This is a genomic window from Streptomyces sp. NBC_00554 (genome assembly GCF_041431135.1).
Classification (GTDB): domain Bacteria; phylum Actinomycetota; class Actinomycetes; order Streptomycetales; family Streptomycetaceae; genus Streptomyces.
In genome coordinates this window covers 5,946,730-5,966,097 of the sequence record NZ_CP107799.1, presented here as the reverse complement: position 1 = coordinate 5,966,097, position 19,368 = coordinate 5,946,730, and the positions used below count along the sequence as shown (strand labels likewise).

General features: G+C 69.4%; 15 protein-coding genes, 1 pseudogene and 1 riboswitch. Of the genes and pseudogenes, 5 read left to right on the top strand and 11 right to left on the bottom strand.

Translation table 11 applies throughout. The features are described from left to right. Positions 1 to 203: 203 nt before the first annotated feature. The 3 genes from OG266_RS26355 to OG266_RS26345 form a co-directional block, all read right to left on the bottom strand. Positions 204 to 893 (bottom strand): transglycosylase family protein, encoded by a 690-nt coding sequence (locus OG266_RS26355; RefSeq protein WP_371548765.1) that lies wholly within the window; start codon positions 891 to 893, stop codon positions 204 to 206. A gap of 4 nt (positions 894 to 897) precedes the next feature. Continuing rightward, positions 898 to 1,062: riboswitch (cyclic di-AMP (ydaO/yuaA leader) on the bottom strand. A gap of 183 nt (positions 1,063 to 1,245) precedes the next feature. Further along, positions 1,246 to 2,202, bottom strand: a complete 957-nt coding sequence (locus tag OG266_RS26350; RefSeq protein ID WP_371548764.1) for a transglycosylase family protein — start codon at positions 2,200 to 2,202, stop codon at positions 1,246 to 1,248. A 182-nt stretch (positions 2,203 to 2,384) separates the two neighbouring features. Beyond that, positions 2,385 to 3,677 carry a cytochrome P450 gene (locus OG266_RS26345; protein WP_371548763.1) on the bottom strand — a complete coding sequence of 431 codons (1,293 nt, stop codon included), beginning with the start codon at positions 3,675 to 3,677 and terminating at the stop codon, positions 2,385 to 2,387. Between the two features lie 158 nt (positions 3,678 to 3,835). On the opposite strand from OG266_RS26345, the gene OG266_RS26340 reads away from it, so the two are divergent. Then, positions 3,836 to 5,047, top strand: coding sequence for a globin domain-containing protein (locus tag OG266_RS26340; protein WP_371548762.1), 1,212 nt, complete (start codon positions 3,836 to 3,838; stop codon positions 5,045 to 5,047). A gap of 115 nt (positions 5,048 to 5,162) precedes the next feature. Here the strand turns inward: OG266_RS26340 and OG266_RS26335 are convergent, their stop codons facing one another. From OG266_RS26335 to OG266_RS26310, 6 genes are all read right to left on the bottom strand, one after another. Further along, positions 5,163 to 6,233: a nucleoside triphosphate pyrophosphohydrolase gene (locus tag OG266_RS26335; RefSeq protein ID WP_371548761.1), complete on the bottom strand. Its 1,071-nt coding sequence runs from the start codon at positions 6,231 to 6,233 to the stop codon at positions 5,163 to 5,165. A 199-nt stretch (positions 6,234 to 6,432) separates the two neighbouring features. Next, complete coding sequence (locus OG266_RS26330) at positions 6,433 to 7,092, bottom strand: SurA N-terminal domain-containing protein (RefSeq protein ID WP_266460471.1); 660 nt, start codon at positions 7,090 to 7,092, stop codon at positions 6,433 to 6,435. Between the two features lie 196 nt (positions 7,093 to 7,288). Continuing rightward, positions 7,289 to 8,116: a glycoside hydrolase domain-containing protein gene (locus OG266_RS26325; protein ID WP_371548760.1), complete on the bottom strand. Its 828-nt coding sequence runs from the start codon at positions 8,114 to 8,116 to the stop codon at positions 7,289 to 7,291. 242 nt (positions 8,117 to 8,358) lie between these two features. Continuing rightward, on the bottom strand, positions 8,359 to 9,882 hold the full coding sequence (locus tag OG266_RS26320; RefSeq protein WP_266460465.1) for a serine/threonine-protein kinase: 1,524 nt from the start codon (positions 9,880 to 9,882) through the stop codon (positions 8,359 to 8,361). Continuing rightward, entirely contained in the window at positions 9,879 to 10,499 is a 621-nt protein-coding gene (locus OG266_RS26315; protein ID WP_371548759.1) for a hypothetical protein, read from the bottom strand. The genes OG266_RS26320 and OG266_RS26315 overlap by 4 nt, the downstream gene beginning before the upstream one ends. A 142-nt stretch (positions 10,500 to 10,641) precedes the next feature. Beyond that, a complete protein-coding gene (locus tag OG266_RS26310) occupies positions 10,642 to 12,762 on the bottom strand; it encodes an N-6 DNA methylase (RefSeq protein ID WP_371552957.1) in 2,121 nt (706 codons plus the stop codon). 267 nt (positions 12,763 to 13,029) lie between these two features. Here OG266_RS26310 and OG266_RS26305 point away from each other — a divergent pair, with 267 nt between their 5' ends. After that, positions 13,030 to 13,725 (top strand): hypothetical protein, encoded by a 696-nt coding sequence (locus OG266_RS26305; RefSeq protein ID WP_371548758.1) that lies wholly within the window; start codon positions 13,030 to 13,032, stop codon positions 13,723 to 13,725. A gap of 136 nt (positions 13,726 to 13,861) precedes the next feature. Here the strand turns inward: OG266_RS26305 and OG266_RS26300 are convergent, their stop codons facing one another. Beyond that, entirely contained in the window at positions 13,862 to 14,662 is an 801-nt protein-coding gene (locus tag OG266_RS26300; protein ID WP_371548757.1) for an N-acetyltransferase, read from the bottom strand. 99 nt (positions 14,663 to 14,761) lie between these two features. After that, positions 14,762 to 15,247: pseudogene (locus OG266_RS26295) on the bottom strand (HNH endonuclease family protein); the annotation flags it as partial. 123 nt (positions 15,248 to 15,370) lie between these two features. On the opposite strand from OG266_RS26295, the gene OG266_RS26290 reads away from it, so the two are divergent. From OG266_RS26290 to OG266_RS26280, 3 genes are all read left to right on the top strand, one after another. Next, positions 15,371 to 16,492: a tyrosine-type recombinase/integrase gene (locus OG266_RS26290; RefSeq protein ID WP_371548756.1), complete on the top strand. Its 1,122-nt coding sequence runs from the start codon at positions 15,371 to 15,373 to the stop codon at positions 16,490 to 16,492. Positions 16,493 to 16,824: 332 nt separating this feature from the next. Further along, positions 16,825 to 18,690, top strand: coding sequence for a tyrosine-type recombinase/integrase (locus OG266_RS26285; protein WP_371548755.1), 1,866 nt, complete (start codon positions 16,825 to 16,827; stop codon positions 18,688 to 18,690). Continuing rightward, a complete protein-coding gene (locus tag OG266_RS26280; RefSeq protein ID WP_371548754.1) occupies positions 18,687 to 19,286 on the top strand; it encodes a DUF6262 family protein in 600 nt (199 codons plus the stop codon). Before OG266_RS26285 ends, OG266_RS26280 begins: the two co-directional genes overlap by 4 nt. Positions 19,287 to 19,368: the final 82 nt, after the last annotated feature.

Here is a 19,368-nt window from a genome sequence, read left to right as displayed (position 1 = left end):
CGGAACAAAAAAGGAATGAAAAACCCCGCCCCGGTGCGTACGGGGGAACACGCACCGGAGCGGGGAGCCCGTGGGGACGGGGGTGACCCACACGAGGCCTTCAGTATGGAGACCACGTATAGGAGAGAGCTGAGGTTCAGCTACGAGCCTGGTGTCAGCCGACCGCCGTGGGCCGACAACCGCTGCCCCTCAGCTCTCGGACCTCAGCTGAGGTGCAGCTGCTGACCCGGGTAGATGAAGTCCGCGTCGTCGATGATGTCCTTGTTCAGCTTGAGCAGCTGCTGCCAGCCACCCTTGACGTTCTTCGCCTCGGCGATGGCGCTGAGGGTGTCGTTCTTCTTCACCTTGTACTCGCCGTCACCCTTCTTGACCTTCTTGCCGGTCGGGGTCTCGACGGTCTTCGCCTTGGCGGTCTTGGTCGTCGCGGTGGACGTGTTCGACTGCTGCGAAGGAGTGGTGCTCTGCTCGCTGCTCGACGACGAGGAGGACGAGGACGAGTCGCTCGTACCACCGTCGTACGCGGCGCTCGACAGGCCCGTGCCGCAGGACGGCCAGGCGCCCTTGCCCTGTGCGGCGAGGACCTTCTCGGCGACCGTTATCTGCTGGGACTTGGAGGCCTGGTCGGCGGTGGCGGCGTAAGCGCTGCCGCCGTACGCGGACCAGGTGGAGGAGGAGAACTGCAGACCGCCGTAGTAACCGTTGCCGGTGTTGATGGCCCAGTTGCCGCCGGACTCGCACTGGGCGACGGTGTCCCACTCGGAGGTGGTGGCGGCGGAGGCGGTGCCGGACGCCATCAGCGGGGCGGCGACGGCGACGCCGGTCACCCCGGCGAGCGTGGCAATGCGGGTGACCTTGGACGGGCGACGGTGCTTGCCCTTGCACGAACGCAGCATGAAGTGATCCCCTCACCGACGCCTGCGAGGTGAGCTGTCGGGTTCGGGCGGGTGAGTGCCCGGTCGCGCACCTCTCGGCGCACGTCTTCACCCCAAGCCGCTCCCGGTCAACTACCGGGCTCGGCACTTACCTTGGGTCCCCCGCTCCTGCCTACGGCGCTTGACGCGACGACTGTTCCCGTACGGCCGCTGGCAGGATTCGGCGTTGCGATCGTCGGGGCCCGCTGTGGCGAGCGGTCACGACCGTAAGCAGGCGATCGGCGGAATTTCAAAGACGATCAGGGGGTCTGAGATCCATCTCTCATTCTCACCAAACCGGACATTCCATGGCGAACCATGACGCGAACTCCCGCTACTTTTCGCCCGGTTCGGCACCAACTGCAAGGCTCTGACCGGGGAGAATGAGGTTCGCGTCGGTGCCCACCGTCTCCTCGTTCTCGGCGTACAGCTCGGCCCATCCGCCTTCGAGGCCAAGGGCGTCGGCGATGGCCGAGAGACTGTCGCCGACGCGGACGACGTACGAACCGTCGACGACGCCGCGAAGGCCGTCGGAGTCACGCGAGGCATGCCGCCCGGCCGTGCTGTCCGTACGGCCGTCGGTCGTGCCCTCGGTGGCGGTGTCGCCGCGGTGACGCCCGGCGCCGGTCGTCGCACTGTCGGACGCATCCGAAGAGTCGTCACTCTGGGCCGACTTGTCCGAGTCGTCATCGTTTGTCGCGCTCGAGTCCGCACCCTCGTCCGCGTCCGAAGTGTCGGACTTGGTCGACGTGTCGGACGAGGACGACGCGGACGGAGAGGGGCTGGACGAAGCAGACAAGTCGAGCGAACCGGATGAGTCGGTCGATTCCGAGCTCGAAGAGTCGGAGGAGTCCGAAGTGGAGGCGTCGGACGACGAGTCGTCCGACACGCCCGTGTCGACGTCCGCCGAGGCCGAGTCCTTGCTGAGCCCGGAGAGGGGTCCACAGGTGGGCCAGGCGACGACTCCGCGGCCGTCGAGGATCTTCTCGGCGACTGCTATCTGCTGCGAGCGGCTGGCCTGGTCGGCGCTCGGGGCGTATTCGATGCCGCCGTAGTTCTCCCAGTCCCACTGGGTCAAGTGCAGCCCGCCGTAGTACCCGTCACCGGTGTTGTCGCTCCAGGAGGCGCCCGTCTCGCACTCCGCGACACGGTCCCAGGTGGTGGCGTCGGCCGCGCTCGCACTCGTGGCACCGAGCAACGGGATCGCGATGGCCGATCCGGTCACTCCTGCCGCGACGATGAGAGCCGGAGCCTGACGGGGGCGACGATGGCGGCCGTTCCCGGAGAGCATGCGGAAGCCTTTCACGTGACAGCAGGTGACTAAAGCGACGTACGGAGACGTCTGCGACGGATGATCCGCGCTGGTCATTGAACGTATCGGCACTCGAACGCTTGTCACAAGTCGATGCAGCGTAGATCACGTGAAGATCACAATGTTGATGGACCGTCAGCTTTTCGCGCCCCCGAAGTGCCTTACGAAGGCCCGGTGGACAACTGGAGCGGAGGCGTGAACTCCACTGGAAGTGTGCGCAATCCGCGCATAATGAGCCCACCGCGCCATCGCAAATCGGCGGAATCTCCCGCGAGTTGGAGGTCGGGGAGGCGGGTGAGGAGGGTGGCCAGCGCGGTCTGGCCCTCCAGGCGGGCGAGGGGTGCGCCGAGGCAGTAGTGGATGCCGTGTCCGTAGCCGAGATGCTGGTTGTCACGGCGGGAGAGGTCGAGGGTGTCCGGCTGCGCGAAGCGTTCGGGGTCACGGTCCGCAGCCGCCAGTACGACGAGGACGGGGTCGCCGGGTGCGATGTCCTGTCCGCCGAGCCGGACGGCCTCGGTCGCGAACCGCCAAGTGGCCAGCTCCACAGGGCCGTCGAAGCGAAGGAGTTCCTCGACACCGGTTTCGAGCAGTCCACTCTCCCCGGCGGCAAGGGACTTCTGCAGTCGCTGCCGCTGCTCGGGGTGGGTGAGGAGGGCGTACGTGCCGTTGCCGATCAAGTTCACGGTCGTCTCAAAACCGGCAAACAGGAGGATGAAGGCCATGGCCACCACCTCGTTCTCCGTGAGGTGCTCACCGTGGTCGGAGGCGCGGATGAGGCCGGAGACGAGGTCCTCGCCGGGGGCGGCGTGTTCGGGCAGCGCCTCGCGCTTGCGGTGGATCAGCTCGGCCAGATATCCGCGCATCTTCTTGACGGACCGTGCGACACCGCCCCGCGGCCCTCCCCCGTGCCGGATCATCATCCCCGCCCAGTCCCGGAAGTCGTCCTGGTCCTCGCGGGGGACGCCGAGGAGCTCGCAGATGGCGTAGATGGGGAGCGGGAAGGCGAACTCGTGGATCAGGTCTGCGGACCCCTTCTCCGCGAACTGGTCGATGAGGTGATCGGTGATCTCCTGCACGCGCGGCGCGAACTCGGCCACCCGGCGCGGCGTGAACGCCTTGCTGACGAGCCGGCGCAGCCGGGTGTGATCCGGCGGATCGATGTTGAGCAGATGCGTCATCAGCTCGGCCTTGCGCTCACCCGGGATGCCCGTCTTGCCCTTGGCATGGGCGGGTTCGTCGTGATGCGCCGGGTTCTTGCTGAGCCGTCCGTCGGCGAGAGCGTGCTTGGCGTCGGCGTACCGGGTGACCAGCCAGGCCTCCACACCGCTGGGCAGCCGGGTCCTGTGCACGGGGGCGTGCTCGCGGAGCCAGGCGTACGCCGGGTAGGGGTTGGTGGCGAACTCCCAGCTGAAGAGTTCGGGGGCAGGGCCTGCGGGGGTGGGGTGCTCGGTCACTCCTTGACCGTATCCGGGGACGGTGTCCGGGCAGGCGAGGAGGCCTTGCCCGGCCGACCCGGACCACGGTGCCGGCCGCCCCGCACACTTCACCCCAGGCTGTCCGCAAATCACCTGCTGTTTGACTCTGCGGCTCGACAAGTCCCTACATTCGCGAAGTGGACCCCGAAATACTCAGATCCAGCTTCGCGGTCGTCGAGAGACGGGCCGAGTTCGCGGTCAAGTACTTCTACTCGCATCTGTTCCGGCACAACCCGGAGGTACGCGCGCTTTTTCCGCTGGACTTCCCTGAGGACATGGAACGGCAGCGGGATCGGTTGTTCGCGGCGCTGACGTATGTGATGGAGCGGTTGGGGGATCCGGCGCTGCCGGAGTATCTGCGGGAGCTGGGGCGGGATCACCGGAAGTATCTGGCGGAGCCCGATCACTACGCCGCCGTGGGGGCGAGTCTGATCGCCGCGTTCACCGTCGTCGCGGGGTCGGCGTGGAACGCGGAGGTCGAGAAGGCGTGGTCCGAGGCGTACGGGGCGATCGCCAATGTGATGCTCCAGGGCGCGTGGGAGGCGCAGCAGGAGGGTGAACCGCCTTGGTGGGATGCCGAAGTGGTGGCCCGGACGCGGCACGGTGACGATCTCGTCGTACTGACCCTTCAGCCCGACCGACGGCTGCGGTACTCCCCCGGCCAGTACGTCAGCGTCAACGCCCCGCATCTGCCGGGCATTTGGCGGCCGTACTCGCTGGGCAACGCACCCCGCGTCGACCACACCCTCGACCTGCACATCAGCCGGGTCGAGGGCGGGGTGCTCTCCACGGCCCTGGTCCGGCAGACGCGGGAGGGTGACGCCCTGCGGCTCGGCGCACCCGGTGGCGGGCTGACCCTGCGGACACCCGGGGAGCGGTCGCTGACGTTCATCGCGGCCGGCACGGGGTGGGCACCCGTCAAGGCGCTTCTGCAGCAGCTCGGCGACTCGCACGAGGCCCGGCTCTTTCTCGTCGCCCGCGACACCTCCTATCTGTACGACCGGTCCGCCGTCGAACGGCTTCAGGCCCGACTGCCTCTGCTTTCGGTCACGTTCATCACCCCCGCGCCCGGCCGGCCCAAGGCCCAGGCGACCGAGCGGCTGCTGACCGCGCTGGGCAACCGCGCGGGCTGGGAGCGGAGTGACGTCTATCTGGCCGGTCCGCCCAAGCTCGTGGACGAGATCAGCGGCGAGCTTCCTGCGCTGGGTGCTCCGGCCGAGCGGATCTTCCACGACCTCCTGGCGCCGACCGGTGAGGGCCGGACCCGGCCGCTGGGCACGGCGGAGTGGCTGCTCGACCGTCCGCCGCCGAACTGGCACAACCCGGCCGGCCGCGCGCCGGGCGCGTGACCCTCATTCATCTGCGGGCCCGCTCGGCTGCGGCTTGCATCTCTCCGCCGGAGGCTCCTGCTCGGCCGCGGCCCTCGTCCCTCTACAGGCCCCCGGCTTACAGGCGCCCCGGCCGTCATCCCTCCGCAGGTCGCTCCGTCGCGCGGATCGCGTCCCGGTACGCCCGTGCCGCCGCCCGTAGCGCCGCCTCCGGGTCCACGCCCTCGGCCTCGGCGCGCGTGGCTATGGCCAGCAGTTCGTAGCCGACGCCCTCGCCTCGGGGAAGCTCGACGTCAAGTCCTGCCGTACGCACCCGGGATGCCAGTTTCGCCGCCAGTGCCAGGCCCGGCTGGCCCAGCGGGATTCCCTCGGTCACTGATGTGCGCCGCTTCTCCTCGGCCTTGGTGCGCAGCCAGTGCTCCTTGACCTCCTCGGGGGTCGTGGCCGTCTCGTCTCCGAAGACGTGCGGGTGGCGGTGGATCAGCTTGGTGACGATGCCGCCGGCGACGTCGTCGATGGAGAAGGGGGCGTCCTCGTCCTCCGGACCGCCTTCCTCGGCGATGCGGGCGTGGAAGACGACCTGCAGCAGGACGTCGCCGAGCTCTTCCCGCAGCTCGTCGCGGTCGCCCTCCTCGATCGCCTCGACCAGCTCGTACGCCTCCTCGATGCCGTACTTCGCCAGGCCCTTGTGGGTCTGCTGGGAGGACCAGGGGCATTCGAGGCGGATGCGGTCCATGACCTGGACGAGGTCGAGGAGGCGGGCGCCCGGGAGGTCGTACGAGGCGGGGAGCAGCTCCAGGTCCGGCATCTGTATGCGGCCGGAGCCCGCGAGCCTGGCCAGGCCGTCGGTCAGCCGCGGCTCGCCCTCGCCGGTGGCGACGACGACCACTGTGCGGCCGCCGGCACAGGCGTCGACCAGTTCCTGGGCGTTGGGGGCGGTCTCGTCGACGGTGATGCCCGCCTCGCGGAGGTAGGGCAGCTGCGGGTGCGTGCCGTCCGCGCACAGGACCTGGTCGGCGCCGCGCAGTGCCTGCCAGGCGGGCCAGGACAGCAGTCCGGGGGCGACGCGGTGGCTGGTGGTGAGCAGGACGATACGGCCGGGGGCCGGGGCAGCGGCGGGGGCGGCGAAGTCCGAGCCGGTGGCGGTCGGGGCGCCGTCGGGGCCGGTCGTCGCGTTCGGGTCGCCGTCGAAGCTGGTTGCGTTCACCCATCGAACGTAACCCACGCCGCCGACAGCCCCCGCGGTTATCCACAGGCCGGGTCGCCCGCCCGTTCCCGGGCCAGGTCGCCGCCCGCCTGTTCCCAGGCCGGACGGCCGCACCAACGTGTCCGCGAGTACCGGGACCCTATCCGCGAGCCCCGCGGCCGAACCGTTTATCCACAGCCCCCGCCCGCTGCGAGACCCGTTACGTCGTCTCCTGTGTCTGGTCCGCCGTGACCTCCCGCAGCCACGGCGTCTTCACGTCGACGCGGCTGCTCTGCTTGACGTCCCAGGCGCCGTAGCGCGGGTTCAGGTCGACGTCCAGTGTCTTGGATGCCTCGGACATCGCCTTCCAGAAGGTGGCCTGGCCCTCGGTGGTGTTCATGTCGGCGCCGATCGCGGCGGCGAGCTTCTGGGCCTCGATCTCGGTGCGGAGGCTTTCGTCGAGACGCTTGGGCGCCACCCCGTACTGGGTCAGCCAGGCCGCCTCCAGCTCCTTCGCGCCGCCCGCCTGCTGCTCCAGGGACGTGCGAAGTTGCTGGGTGTCCTTGCGGGTGACGCTGACGCCCGCGTTCTCCGCGGCCTCGTCCAGGACCCGGTCGAGGACCATGGTGTGCAGGGTGTTGCGGGTGAGGCCGGAGGTCTTGGCGACGGCCTGCTCGTACTGGGCCTCGTCCGTGGTGGCGGCGCGCTGTGCCGTACGCACCTCGTTCACGCGGGTTTCCAGCTGCGCGATGGTGATCCGCTGCCCGCCGACGACGGCCGCGGCACCGGGATGTGCCTCGCTGCCGCAGGCGGTGAGCAGGGGGGCCGCGGCGACGATCGCGGCGGAGAGGACGAGCGCGGTGCGACGGCGGCGGTGCAAGGAAGCCTCCCGAGGAGATTGTGCGGCGGTGCACAAAGTCTTGCGGTGATCGATGTTAGGCAGTGGCTCAGCTCTCGGCCACCCATTCGACCAACGATTCGCAAGCAGTTCAGGCACCGCCGCACCGGCAGATCGCCCTCAGCCCACTCCAGCTCGCCCCAGCCGGTGATCGCTGCCGTCGCTGCGGCGTATGTCCTCAGCCGGTGATCGCCACCGGCGCGTCCCACGCGTCCCGGTCCACGGTGATCGTGTAACCGCCGCGGGTCTCCTTGCTGTTCACCATGTACTGGTGGGCGCGGCTGTGGTTGGTCCACAGGGTGGCGGCGAACGGCCAGTCGGCCGTGGTGGTGTTCTGCTTGTCCCACAGCGCGTACCACATGTTGCCCGGCAGGTCCGTGCGGTCGGTCGCGTTGGCGATGGCCTTGGCGCTGGAGCTGGTGAAGCCGTAGTAGCCGCTGCGGTACGTCTTGGCGCGCAGGGCCTTGTCGAAGGCGCGTACGTACGTGAGTACCGCCTTGTTGCAGGCCGTGTTGGTGATGTCGTACGCCTCCATGTCCAGGTAGACCGGGCTGCCGGCCTTCATGCCGAGGGCCGAGGCCTTGGCCACGGCGTCCGCGGCGTCGGTGGCGCCGAGTGAGGCGGCAGTGGCGGCGGTGATCTTCTCGGGGCTGGAGCCGGTCTGGCAGGGTGGCTGGGCGCCGACGTACAGCGGGATGAGTTTCCAGCCGACCGTGCTGACCGATTTCACCCAGGACGCGGTGAGGTTGGGCTGGGCGCAGCCGCGGTTCTTGCCGCCGATGTAGACGGCGGCGGCGCCGTAGAGCCCGCCGTGCCAGGCCTTCATCGCGTTGAGCGAGGGGGCGGCGCAGGTGTCGAAGGCGCGGCCGGTGTACGTCCGTTGGGCGGGCCAGGTGGTGGCCGCCATGGAGTTCTGCGCGGCGATGCCGGCTCCGGCGACCACGGCGGCGCCGGCCGCGGCCCAGGCGACGTATCTGCGCTTCTTCGACTGACGATGGTTGGACATGCGTGACCCACCCCTGGTTGAGCTCCGATTGCGTGCCGACTCGCACACCGACCTGCGCGTTGAATCGCGCGCCGGCTTGTGCGCTGCTTTTGCGCCGACTTTGCGTCTCCTTCGTTGCGGAGACGGATCGCAACGTATCCGGTGTCGCATCCGCGTTCGGGAAACCCCGGGCCTTGATCACTACATGGTTCGGCCAAGCGGGAGCAAAACCTGTGCGCGCTCCAGCTGCGGCCGGCCGCGATCTAGCCCCGCACCTGTCCCAGCCACTGCAGCGTCCGCCGGATTTCCGCCGCCATCGGATGTCCGGGCCCGCGCAGGCGTTCCACGTCGTGCAGCAGCCGGGCCAGTGTGTCGTGGGCGGCGGCGCGGTCGCCGAGGGCGAGGAGCAAGTGGCCTATGCGGCGGCGGACTTCGAGGGAGAGTTCGGGGTCACCGGCGACGTACTGATTCTCGTAGTACGGCAGCAGCGCGCGGTACTCCGCGAGCGCGGCGGCGGGTTCCCCGAGCTGTTCCAGGCACTGGGCGGCCTCGTAGCGGAAGCGCAGGGACTGCGGGTCGGACTGGCCTGCCTCGGAGGCGCGTTCGTCGGCGAGACGGCGCAGTTCGGGCAGTGCGCGCCGGTACTGTCCGTCGTCCATGAGCGTGGCCGCGTACTGCTTGCGCAGGGTGCGCACGACTGGGGAGTGCGCGCCGTGTTCGGCGGCGGCCGCCGGGAGGATCGCGCCGAGGATGTCGACGGCCTGCGTGATGCGCCCTTCGCCGAGGAGGCGCTTGACCTCGTCGACGGCGCCCACGACGTCGGCCTTCTCCACGGCGGGCGCGGCCTGCGGCTGTGACGCGGGCGTGCGCGCACGGTCCGGCCAAGGGGCGTGCGGGCGCAGGAAGGGGCGCGTGGGGTCGAGTGGGGCGCCTGTGGGCATGCCGCGCGCCGGCAGCAGCGGGAGCAGCTGCTCGTACGTCTCCTGCGCGGACGCCGGCCGGTGCTGCGGGTCCTTGGAGAGCAGTCGCAGGACGAGACCCTCCAGGGCGGGCGGGACCTCGGGGCGCAGCCGGCGCACCGGGAGCGGCGGTTCGTAGAGGTGCCGGTGCAGCACACCGAGGGCGGTCGAGCCCGCGAACGGCACGTCTCCGCTGAGGAGTTCATGGAGGAGTACGCCGAGCGCGTACAGGTCCGTGTACGGGCCGACCGCGCCGCCCATCGCCTGTTCGGGCGCCATGTAGGCGGGGCTGCCGATGGGTGAGCCGGTGTGGGTCAGGCGGGTGGTGTCGGTGTCCATGACGGAGGCGACGCCGAGGTCGAGGACGGTGACCGTGCCGTCCTGCTTGACCATCACGTTCCGCGGTTTCAGGTCGCGGTGGACGATCGGGACGGCGTGCACGGCGCTCAGCACGGCGCACAGTTGCGCGGCGACCGCGACCGCCCACTGCCACGGGTAGGGGTCGTGTTCGGCGAGGTGGTCGGAGAGGTCGGCCCCGTCGACGTACTGCATGACGAGGAACAGTTCCTCGTCGTCGCTGCCCGCGTCGTGGACCGTGACCAGGCCGGGGTGGTCGACCTGCGCGGTGACGCGGCACTCGCGCACGAAACGGCGGCGCAGTTCGTCGGCCTCCTGGCCCGCGACCTTGTCGGGGCGCAGCAGCTTGACGGCGACACGCCGGTCAAGCCGCTGGTCGTAGGCCGTCCACACCTGGCCCATGCCGCCCTGCCCTATGAGCGTGGACAGCTCGTAGCGGTCGGCGACCACACGCCTCGTCGCGACGCTCATCTGCCGTCCTCGTGGTTGCCCTCGTGCTTGCGCAGGTAGTCACTGAGCTCGTCGAGTTCGGCACGCACCTGGTCGATCCGGACGGGCGTGGGGCGCTGCGGAGGCGCGGGCGGCGGAACGGGGGTCTGGGGCACGGGGGCCTGAGGAACAGGGGTCTGAGGAACGGGAGCCTGGGGAACGGGAGTCGACTGCATCGGCGTCTGCGGGTGCGTGGCGGTGTACGGGGACGCGGGCTGCGGGTAGCCGTATCCGGCCGGGGGCGGCTGCTGCGGCACGTAGCCCGGGAACGAGGGCCGCGCACGGTGGTGCTCGATGTCCACGGACAGGAAGTACACGCCGCTGAACGCACCCAGCAGGAGCACGACGCCCAGCGCGACATCGGTCCTCGGGTCCGACTCGGGCAGCGAGCCGATCACCATGAGACCGCCGATCGCCAGCGGCAGGCTCACCCAGGCCAGCGCCCAGTCGAACCACTTGCCGCGCAGCACGGCCACCCGGAACAGCGGGATGCACGCGAGCATGCCGCAGGTGAGAAACCCGGCAGCGGTGAACAGCACACGGAGGGTGATGACCGTACCCGAGCTGCGGGAGGGCGGCGCCGCGCCGTGGCCGTACATGACTGCTCCCGGTGACCTGATGAGGACGGACGTACAAGTTCGAAGTCCGAGCGTATAGGCCGACAAGGACAACCGGTCCCGGGTTGTACCGAACCGTTGTCGTGACGATCACATCGTCCGCCCCGCGAGACTCGACGAGGGCTCAGCCGGGCGCGACCGTCCCGTCCGTCAGCCCGTCGTACATGCCGCGCACAAGCTGTTCGCCGAGGCGGCCCGCGCGCCTGAGCGCGTCCTCGAACTCGGCGAGCGCGCGGAACCGTTCGCCGTACGTGCGCTGTTCCTCGAGCGACAGCCGGGGCACTTGGAGGCGGCGCACGTCGAGCCTGGTGGCGGTGGACGCATAGCTGCTGGCCTGCCGGTTGTTGGCGGTGCCGCGCAGGAATCCGGCCAGGAACCACGGGTCGAGGGCGGCCGGATCGGGGCGCAGGAGGGCGAGGTTGCGCCCCAGGGCGGCTCCGGCCGTCCTGTCGTCGACCACGCGCGCGGTGGAGCCGCCGCCGAGTACCGGGACGACGACATCGCCCGTCTCGACCAGTACCGCTTCCTCGCCCCCGTCGGTTTCGGGGAGGCTTCCGGAGGGCGCGGTTCCGGCGAGGACGTCGTGGTCGGTGAGTACGGGCACGCGCGCGGGGGCGTTGTTTCCGCCCGTACGCATCAGCAGTCCGCCCCCACGCACGAGTTCACCGACGGTGATGAGCGGCCAGCGCGCGGACGGCGCGTACGCGGGCGCGGGGGGCGTGAGACCGGCGGTCAGGCGCAGGGTCGCGCCGAGGCGCTCACGTACAGTCGCGAGCCCCTCGGTGCCGCCCCCCGCGCCGGGCGGCGGCAGATGACGGGCGGGCGCCAGGTCCACGTCGTCGTCGAGGAGTTCGATGACGGGCACCGCGCGGCTGAACCCCGGCTCCTCCTGCGCGGTACCGGTGCGCTCGAAGGGCCGCCAGGCGTCGAGCACGGCGGTGCGCACGGCCCCCCAGTCGAGGCCGCCCCTGCCTTCGGCGGCCAGCGCGCCGGTGTCGACGAGCAGCAACTCGGGCTGCACCGGCGCCTTCTCGGGGCGGCGCAGCACCCACACGTGGAGCGGGATGTTGTACGGGGGTGCCGCTCCGATCGGGAGGGCGATCACGGCGCGCAGCGCGCCACGGCGCAGCAGGTCGGCACGGATGCGGCGGCCCGAGCGGCGGGAGGCGGCGGCGGGAGGCATGAGGACGACGGCGCTGCCGCCTTCCTTGAGGTGGGCCAACGCGTGCTGGACCCAGGCCAGTTCGGACTCGGTGCGAGCCGGGAAGCCGTACTCCCAGCGGGCGTCGTAGGCGAGTTCGTCGTGGCCCCAGTTGCGTTCGTTGAACGGGGGGTGGCACAGCACGGCGTCGGCCCTGAGGTCTCCGTACGCGTCCTTACGCAGGCTGTCCCCGGTGGCGGTGCGGATGCCGGCGTTCGCGTGCAGGGCGAGCCGCAGCCCGGAGAGCGCGGCCAGTTCGGGTGCGCTGTCCTGGCCGTACAGCGCCTGGTCGGGCTTGGGCGCGACGGCGCGCAGCAGTGCGCCGGTGCCGCACGCCGGGTCGAGCACCCTGCGGGCGGGTCCGGCGAGTTCGGCCATGAGTTCGGCGAGGCCGCCCGGGGTGAGCGTGTACTGGCGCGGGTTGGCGTCGAGGTGCCGCCCGAGCAGGAACTCGTACGTCTGCCGCGCACCCAGCCCGGCCGCGAGTTCGGCGGCACCGCGCAGGAGCGGGACGGAGGGGAGGAGCTCGGGGCCGGTCGGGGTGTTCACAGCACGCGCTGGGCCGGGGCCGGGGGCGGTGTTCGGGGTGTTCACAGCGCGCGGTGGGCCGAGGTGGGTGTTCGGGGTGTTCACAGCGCGTTCGCGGGGTGGGCCGAAACGGGGGGTGATCACCTGGTCCAGCGCGGCGGGCAGCAGGGCGGCGAGGCGCTCGTCGGAGCCCGCGCTGAGCTCCAGCCAGTCGGTGGGGCGGTCGTGGATGAGCAGGAGGGCGCAGCCGGCGTGCACGAGGGCGGTGACCGGGCCGTCGGGGTGTCCGGCGAGCTGCTGCCAGACGCGTTCGCGCAGCGGGACTTCGGCGAGTTTGCCCTGGTCGCGGAGCCATGATTCGACTTCGGTGAGGGCGAAGGAGGGGCTGGTCTCGGTGCCGCCGACCGGCTTGGGGAAGTCGGCATGGCGGCGGCGCCAGTTACTGACGGCAGCGCGGCCGACCCCGGCGAGCCGCGCGATCCCGGCAGCGGTCACCTCTGTCGCGTTGTCCTGCACCACCCAACTCCTCTCGCCCTGCTCTGCGACGTCGTCCCGGTCCGCGGTCTGTCGCGGTCCACGGTCTCGCCCGGTCCGCGGCGTCACCGCCTGCGCCGTCTGTGACGCCGAGCATACCGGCGTACACGAGATCCACCCCTTCACATGCGTGTACACAAGCTTCCTCGTGAATCGTGTTGACTCGGTTCACAAGCTCTGTTGTTATTGGCCCATCGAACGAGCGGTCGCCGAAAAAGAGGCGGCAGCCGCCTTGGGGAGGGAACTGTCATGGGTACGAAGGGCAAGATCGCACTGGGGGCCGTGGTTGGCATCGTCGTCATCGGCGCGGTGTCGGCGAACGCGGGCGGCAACAGCGACAGCGGTTCCGGCGACAAGAGCAAGGACAGCTCCGCCTCCGCCAAGCGCGAGTCCGGCAAGCCGGACGACGCCAAGAGCGACGAGGCCGAGCAGGCGGCCGAGAAGAAGATCGCGTTCAAGGGGGACGGTGACTACGAGGTCGGCACCGACATCAAGCCCGGCACCTACCGGACCACGGGCAACACCGACGACATGTGCTACTGGGAGCGCGCCAAGGACTCCTCGGGCGAGGTGGACTCCCTCCTCGCCAACGACAACGTCAGCGGCACCAGTTACGTGACCATCGCGGCGAGCGACAAGCTCTTCACGTCCAGCGGCTGCAAGGACTGGGAGGCCGTCGACGCGAAGGCGTCCGGCACGCCCGCCTCGCAGATGAAGGGCAACGGCGGCATGTTCAGAGTCGGCGCCGACATCGCTCCCGGCACCTACAAGTCCACCGGCAACACGGACGACATGTGCTACTGGGAGCGCACCAAGGACGCCTCGCAGTCCATGGACTCGATCATCGCCAACAACAACGTGTCCGGTACCGCCGTCGTCACCATCGCCGCCGGCGACGCCTACTTCAAGACCGCCGGCTGCAAGGACTGGAAGAAGACCGCCTGACGGCAGCGGGCCCGCCCCTCTCCACCCTCACCCCCCACACTTCGCCACCCCCACTCTTCTTCTCTTCTTCGCCGCAGCGCAGACCGGCGCCCATCAGCCGATCGGCCGGAGCAGATACGTCAGCCGTACGTCGAGCTCAAAGGGTGTGCCGCACCCACACATTGGGCTCGACGTATACGGCGTATCCGCGCCCCGTTTCGCAGTGCACCGGCACCAGCGCACCGGGCACCTGGACAAGGCCTTCGGTGTCGAAGGGCAGCCCCGTCCAGTCGCGCCACTCCTCCAGCGAGGCCGCCACGGTCATGGACGCCGGTGCCACCGCCTCGATGACGCCGCCGGCCCGGACGTGGACACGCAGCCACGGGTCGTGCGGCAGCCCGTCGGCACGCTTCCGGAACGCGTACTCCTGCATCGGCGTCCGCGGTTCCAGGTGCTTGGCGCTGGGGCGGACCGGGGCGACGACCTCGCCGAAGCCGTGCGCACGGGCGTTGTCCCGCATCGCCGAGAGCATCCGGCCCGACAGGCCACCGCCCTGGACATGCGGGGCGACCACGATCGAGATGGCGCTCACCGTGTCAGGCGGTGTGCCGCGACGCCGATCGGCGAACGCCCGGGCCAGCACCTCGTCCCAGCCCCGCGCGGGCAGCACTCCCCGGGCGCCCCCGGCCTCCTCGTCGACGTAGGCCTCGCGCTCCTCGTGCTCATCGTCCTCATCCACGTCGATGAGTGCGAAGGGAACGCTGTACCCATGCGCGACCACGTCCCCGTGCTCGTCCTCGGCGAACAGCACGTACTCAGGGAGTTCGGTGGCGATCCGGCCGTAGTGCGCGTTGCCCACCGGGTCGTGGAGCAGGAACTCCGGCCAGGTGTTGGCCATCCCGACCACCTGGCCGAGCATCTCCGGGCGCTCGGCGAGACTCGACACCGTCAGCTGCATGCCAGTCACCGTAGGCGGCGGCGCTCCACAACAAAACGGTTTTGCACCCACCTCGGGCGCCCGGCGGTGGTGCTGACTGTGTTGCTGCCGGTGATGCCGTCAGCCCGCGTGAAAGCGTGTCGGCGCGTTGGTCGGGTTGCCGCCCGAAGGGATCTTCTGGTCGGGGCAACTGGCCAGCACCCGCTTCATCGCGGCCTTCTCGCTGCTGGTGACCCACAGCTCGTACTTCTTCTTGACGGCCACCTGGGCGGCGACATACGTGCAGCGGTACGCCTTGCTGGGCGGGAGCCAGGTCGCCGTGTCGCCGTCACCCTTGCTGCGGTTGGTGCTCGAGTCGACGGCACGGAGGTTGAGGGGATCGTTGGCCAGGGCTATCCGCTTGCTGTCGTCCCAGTACTTGGCGCCCTTCTGCCAGGCGTCCGAGAGCGCGACGACGTGGTCTATGTCGACAAGGCTGCGGCCGCGGGTGAACTTCACGTCCTTGCCGGTGTACAGATCCGGGTCGAGAACTCCGGAGGACACCTTGCAGTCGCCGTCGCTGAACTTCACGTCCTTCAGGTCCCGTTTGAGGATGTCGTCGCGGGTTATCTGCACCCTCTTCTTCTCTCTGATTTACATGAGTGACAGCCGTTTCCTCTTTCTGTGCCTCGCCGTTATCAGTCATGCCAAGAGGCACATGCGTGACATCGCGGTGCAGAGGATGATTCAGTGGGATTACACACCGAGAAGGCCGTCTCTCCCACCACCGGGGAGATCACCTGGCTACTCGTCGACGGGGACACATACCGTCCGCACTCCGAGGCCCGGGAGTTCTCTCTGTATCTACGCGGCGCGGGACGCTCACCACAGACACAGCGCGCCTACATCCCTCGGATCGGGCGCTTCCTCAATTGGTGCGCGGAACGGGGGACCGACTGGGAGGCTGCCTCACTCGGGGATATGGCGCGGTTCAAGTTCCACCTCGAGCAAACGCCCACGCGGCGAGGGCTGCTCCCGTCCGGCAAGACGGTCAACGCCGTACTCACCGCGGTCTGTGAGTTCCTCCGGTTCTGCGCCGTTCAGGGACACGTCGACCACGAAGTGGCCGCCCGGCTGAGCGAGCCGCGCTTCCTGGCTTCGGCACCGATCGGCTTCGACCCGGGCGAGGGCGGCCAGCACCTCATGGTCAAAGCTCGCGTGTTGAAAGCACCCGAGATTGAGATGGCACCGGCGACGCTGACCTCCCCCCAGGTGAGCCGAGTGCTGGATGCGTCCCGCACCGCCAGGGACCGGCTCCTCCTGACCGTGCTCGTGAAAGGTGGGCTGCGGATCGGTGAGGCCCTCGGGTTGCGGCGGGAGGACATGCATCTGCTGCCCGACTCCACGCACCTGGGCTGCCGGACTCGTGGCGCTCATCTCCATGTCCGACCGCGCCAGGACAACGTGAACGGTGCGCGCGCCAAGGCGGGCCGCCACCGGATGGTGCCTCTGGCGGAAGGGACGGTCCACCGGTACCGCGACCACCTCTCCGAGCGGGAGAAGGTGGCCCAAGCCGTCGGCTGTGACTACGTGTTCGTGAACCTCGTCGGCGAGCATGCCGGCAAGCCGATGTCGTACTCCAATGCCAAGCAGATCGTCGAGCGGATCGGGGAGCGCTGCGGGTTCCGCGCCCGGCCGCACATGATGCGGCACACGGCGGCAACCCAGTGGATTCGGGGCGGAGTCGCGCCAGATGTCGTACAGACGCTGCTTGGTCATGCCTCATCTGCGAGCACCGCTGTCTACCTGCATGCTCAGGACGAGGACCTGCGATCCGCTGTCGACCATCTCTCTCCGGAGGTCGTCCGATGACGCGTGCTTCCGTCTTGGCCGCGGTCGCGCTGCCCCGCCAGCAAGGCCCCGGATGGGCTGCCTGGCTCGCGGAACGCCTTCTCCCTGGCTGGCGGTCGGCCGAATGGGACGAGGACAAGTCGCTCTTCGCAGCAGACTCCGAAAACCCTGCGACCAGCGTGTTTCCCTGCGTCGTGGCTGCATGCTCGACCCACGTGGCAAGCAACGGGAGCCGCTGTGGCGCCTGCCGGAAAGCCCGCTTTTTACAGGGCAACCCGCCGGGCTTCGACAGTGCCCACGTCCCCGTACCGTCGCGACGCAGGCCCAATGTCACGCACGGGGCTCTCCCCGGGGTGTCCCAGTTCTCGCTGCTCGGGGTTTCTTCAGCCGTGCGCCGAGAGGTGCTGTACGGCCTTCAGCAACGCGACACCGCCGGGATCAGCCTGGTACCCCAGCGCATTCGCCGTATTGTCGCCGGGCTGCCCTCGGGCCTTCCCTCGCTCCTGGACCTGGACGAAAGCTTCGTACGTGGTCTTCCGTCAGCTGCCTCTGGTGTCCTGAACGGCATCCTTCTCCATGTCCGCCGCGCCAGGCTGGAGTTCGAGGGGGGCGACCCCACCTCTGGAGACGTCTGGGAGTGCTCGCTGGTAGGGCTCACGGCGGGACGCGGCCGGAAGTACGCCGCCGTCCACGGTGTCATCGACTTCCGGCCCGTCCGACAGCGGTGGCTTCGGGAACTGGTCAAGGAGTACGGGCGCACGGCCCGTCCCACCGTGATCGATCTGCGGCAGACCGTGTACGCCGCGTCGATTGCCTCTGTAGCCCTGGCCGGTCGCCCGCACGGCGACACCCCGGAGAGACTGTCGATGGCGGACATGAGCGCCGTGGTGGACACACTCCGCATCACGAAGAGGCCCGAAGACGGCCACGACTACTCGACCAGCCACCGCCGAGCGCTCCTCCGCCTGTGGCGGACGTTTGTGGAGTACACACGCCAGGCCGGGATGATGGACCACGTCCCCGGCGGTTTCGCGCTCAACCCCAAGTTCCACAGCATCGCCGCCGTGGAGACGTCCGAGGACGATGTCGGCCGGGCGATCCCCGAGCACGTCATCGCCCAACTCGATGCGCGGATCCCCTTGCTCGGCACGTCGACCGCGTACGAGAGCGGCGGTTGGACGGCGGCGGACTTCGCGCAGATGTATCAGGTGGTCTACAAGGTCCTGCGGGACACCGGCCGCCGTCCTGGCGAGGTCACCAGCCTGCCCCGCAACTGCCTGGAGTGGATCGACGGCAAGCCGACTTTGATCTACGACAACCACAAACGGCGCCGTCATGGCCGACGACTCCCCGTCAGCGAGGCGACCGCCCAGGAGATCGAGGCGTGGAAGAAGGAACTGGACCGGCTGCCGCTCGTACCGGCCTGTGAACAGTGGCTGTTCCCCTCGCCAGGCCAGCGCAATCGACCTCGGCGAGGTCATCTGAGCGCCCCACAGTTCTGCAACCGGATCTTCCGCGACTGGGTCGACGAGCTGATCCCAGATCTCGTGGACGAGCGCCTGGACGACAACGGCGATCCGTTCGCCTACGACCGCACCCAGATCGTCCCGTACGGCTTCCGGCACGCCTACGCCCAGCGGCATGCTGACGCCGGGACCAGACCAGATGTCCTCAAGGAGCTCATGGACCACCGCTCACTCGACGTCACCATGGGCTACTACAAGGTCTCCCTGAACCGGAAGCAGGAGGCCGTCAGGACCGTGGCGAAACTCGTCGTCGACCGGCACGGTACCCCGCAGGCCTTCGGTGACTCCCTGGCCTACGAGGTCGAAAGCGTCGCGGTCCCGTACGGCGGCTGCACCGAACCCAGCAACGTCAAAGCAGGCGGCGGGCACTGTCGCATCCGCTTCCAGTGCGCCGGCTGCGACTTCTACCGGCCCGATCCCTCCTACCTCCCCGCGTTGGAACAACAGGTAGCCGATCTGCGTGCGGACAAGGAGGCTGCCCTGGCCATGGACGCAGCCGACTGGGTCGTGCGCAACTTCGACGACCAGATTCGTGCCTACGCCAAGTCGGCCGATGAGATGCGACGCAGGCTGGAGGAGATGCCGGAAGGCGAGCGGGACCTCGTGGAGGCCGCCTCCCGTGAACTACGCAAGGCTCGCTCGGCCGCCGCGTTCATCCCCGTACAGTCCCTGACTACCCGGAGTGCCCCGTGAGCCGTACCGCCCCTTCCGACAGCGCGAGACGGGATGCGCGTGTCGAGCGGCTTCAAGCCGCCCGCACCCGAGACAGCGAGGCCAAGTCGGCCCGCACTTTGAACGTTGTCCGCGACCTCCTCGCCTCCGGCCAGCGGGTCAGCTGCGCCCGCGTCGCCCGCGAGGCGTCGGTGTCCACATGGTTCGTCTACAACCAGCCCCAGGTGCGGGACGCCGTACAAGCCGCCATGCACGAACAGCACGAACAAGGGCGCCAAATCTCTGGCTCGGGAAGCGGACAGCAGGTCACCCCGGCTGGTCTGCACACCGAACTCGCTCTGGCCCGCGACGAGATCAAGGACCTGAAGAAGGAACGAGACCGGCTCCGGGAACGCGTCCGGCTCTCTCTCGGCGCGGAACTGGATGACGTGGACCGCCGTCAACTGGTCGAGCGGATCCAGCAGTTGGAACAGCGCAACACGGACCTCAATCACGAACTGTCGGATGCCCGGGACCGGCTAACCACTCTGGAACAGCGCCTGCAGGAGGCAGAAGACGACCTCACTGCTGCCCGGGCCGGCCTCCGCCGCGCGATGCGAGCGGTGCCCTCGACGTGACCTCACGCAGGCCATCTCTGCTGTCTTCGTGGCTCTGCCCGGATCCGGGAGACAAACGTGTGGACCCACCCGCACGGCTCTG

Bases quoted from the DNA above. Each gene is read 5' to 3' on its own strand.
- OG266_RS26355 (WP_371548765.1), bottom strand. From the start codon at position 893: ATGCTGCGTTCGTGCAAGGGCAAGCACCGTCGCCCGTCCAAGGTCACC.
- OG266_RS26350 (WP_371548764.1), bottom strand. From the start codon at position 2,202: ATGCTCTCCGGGAACGGCCGCCATCGTCGCCCCCGTCAGGCTCCGGCT.
- OG266_RS26325 (WP_371548760.1), bottom strand. From the start codon at position 8,116: ATGTCCAACCATCGTCAGTCGAAGAAGCGCAGATACGTCGCCTGGGCC.
- OG266_RS26320 (WP_266460465.1), bottom strand. From the start codon at position 9,882: ATGAGCGTCGCGACGAGGCGTGTGGTCGCCGACCGCTACGAGCTGTCC.
- OG266_RS26315 (WP_371548759.1), bottom strand. From the start codon at position 10,499: ATGTACGGCCACGGCGCGGCGCCGCCCTCCCGCAGCTCGGGTACGGTC.
- OG266_RS26305 (WP_371548758.1), top strand. From the start codon at position 13,030: ATGGGTACGAAGGGCAAGATCGCACTGGGGGCCGTGGTTGGCATCGTC.
- OG266_RS26300 (WP_371548757.1), bottom strand. From the start codon at position 14,662: ATGCAGCTGACGGTGTCGAGTCTCGCCGAGCGCCCGGAGATGCTCGGC.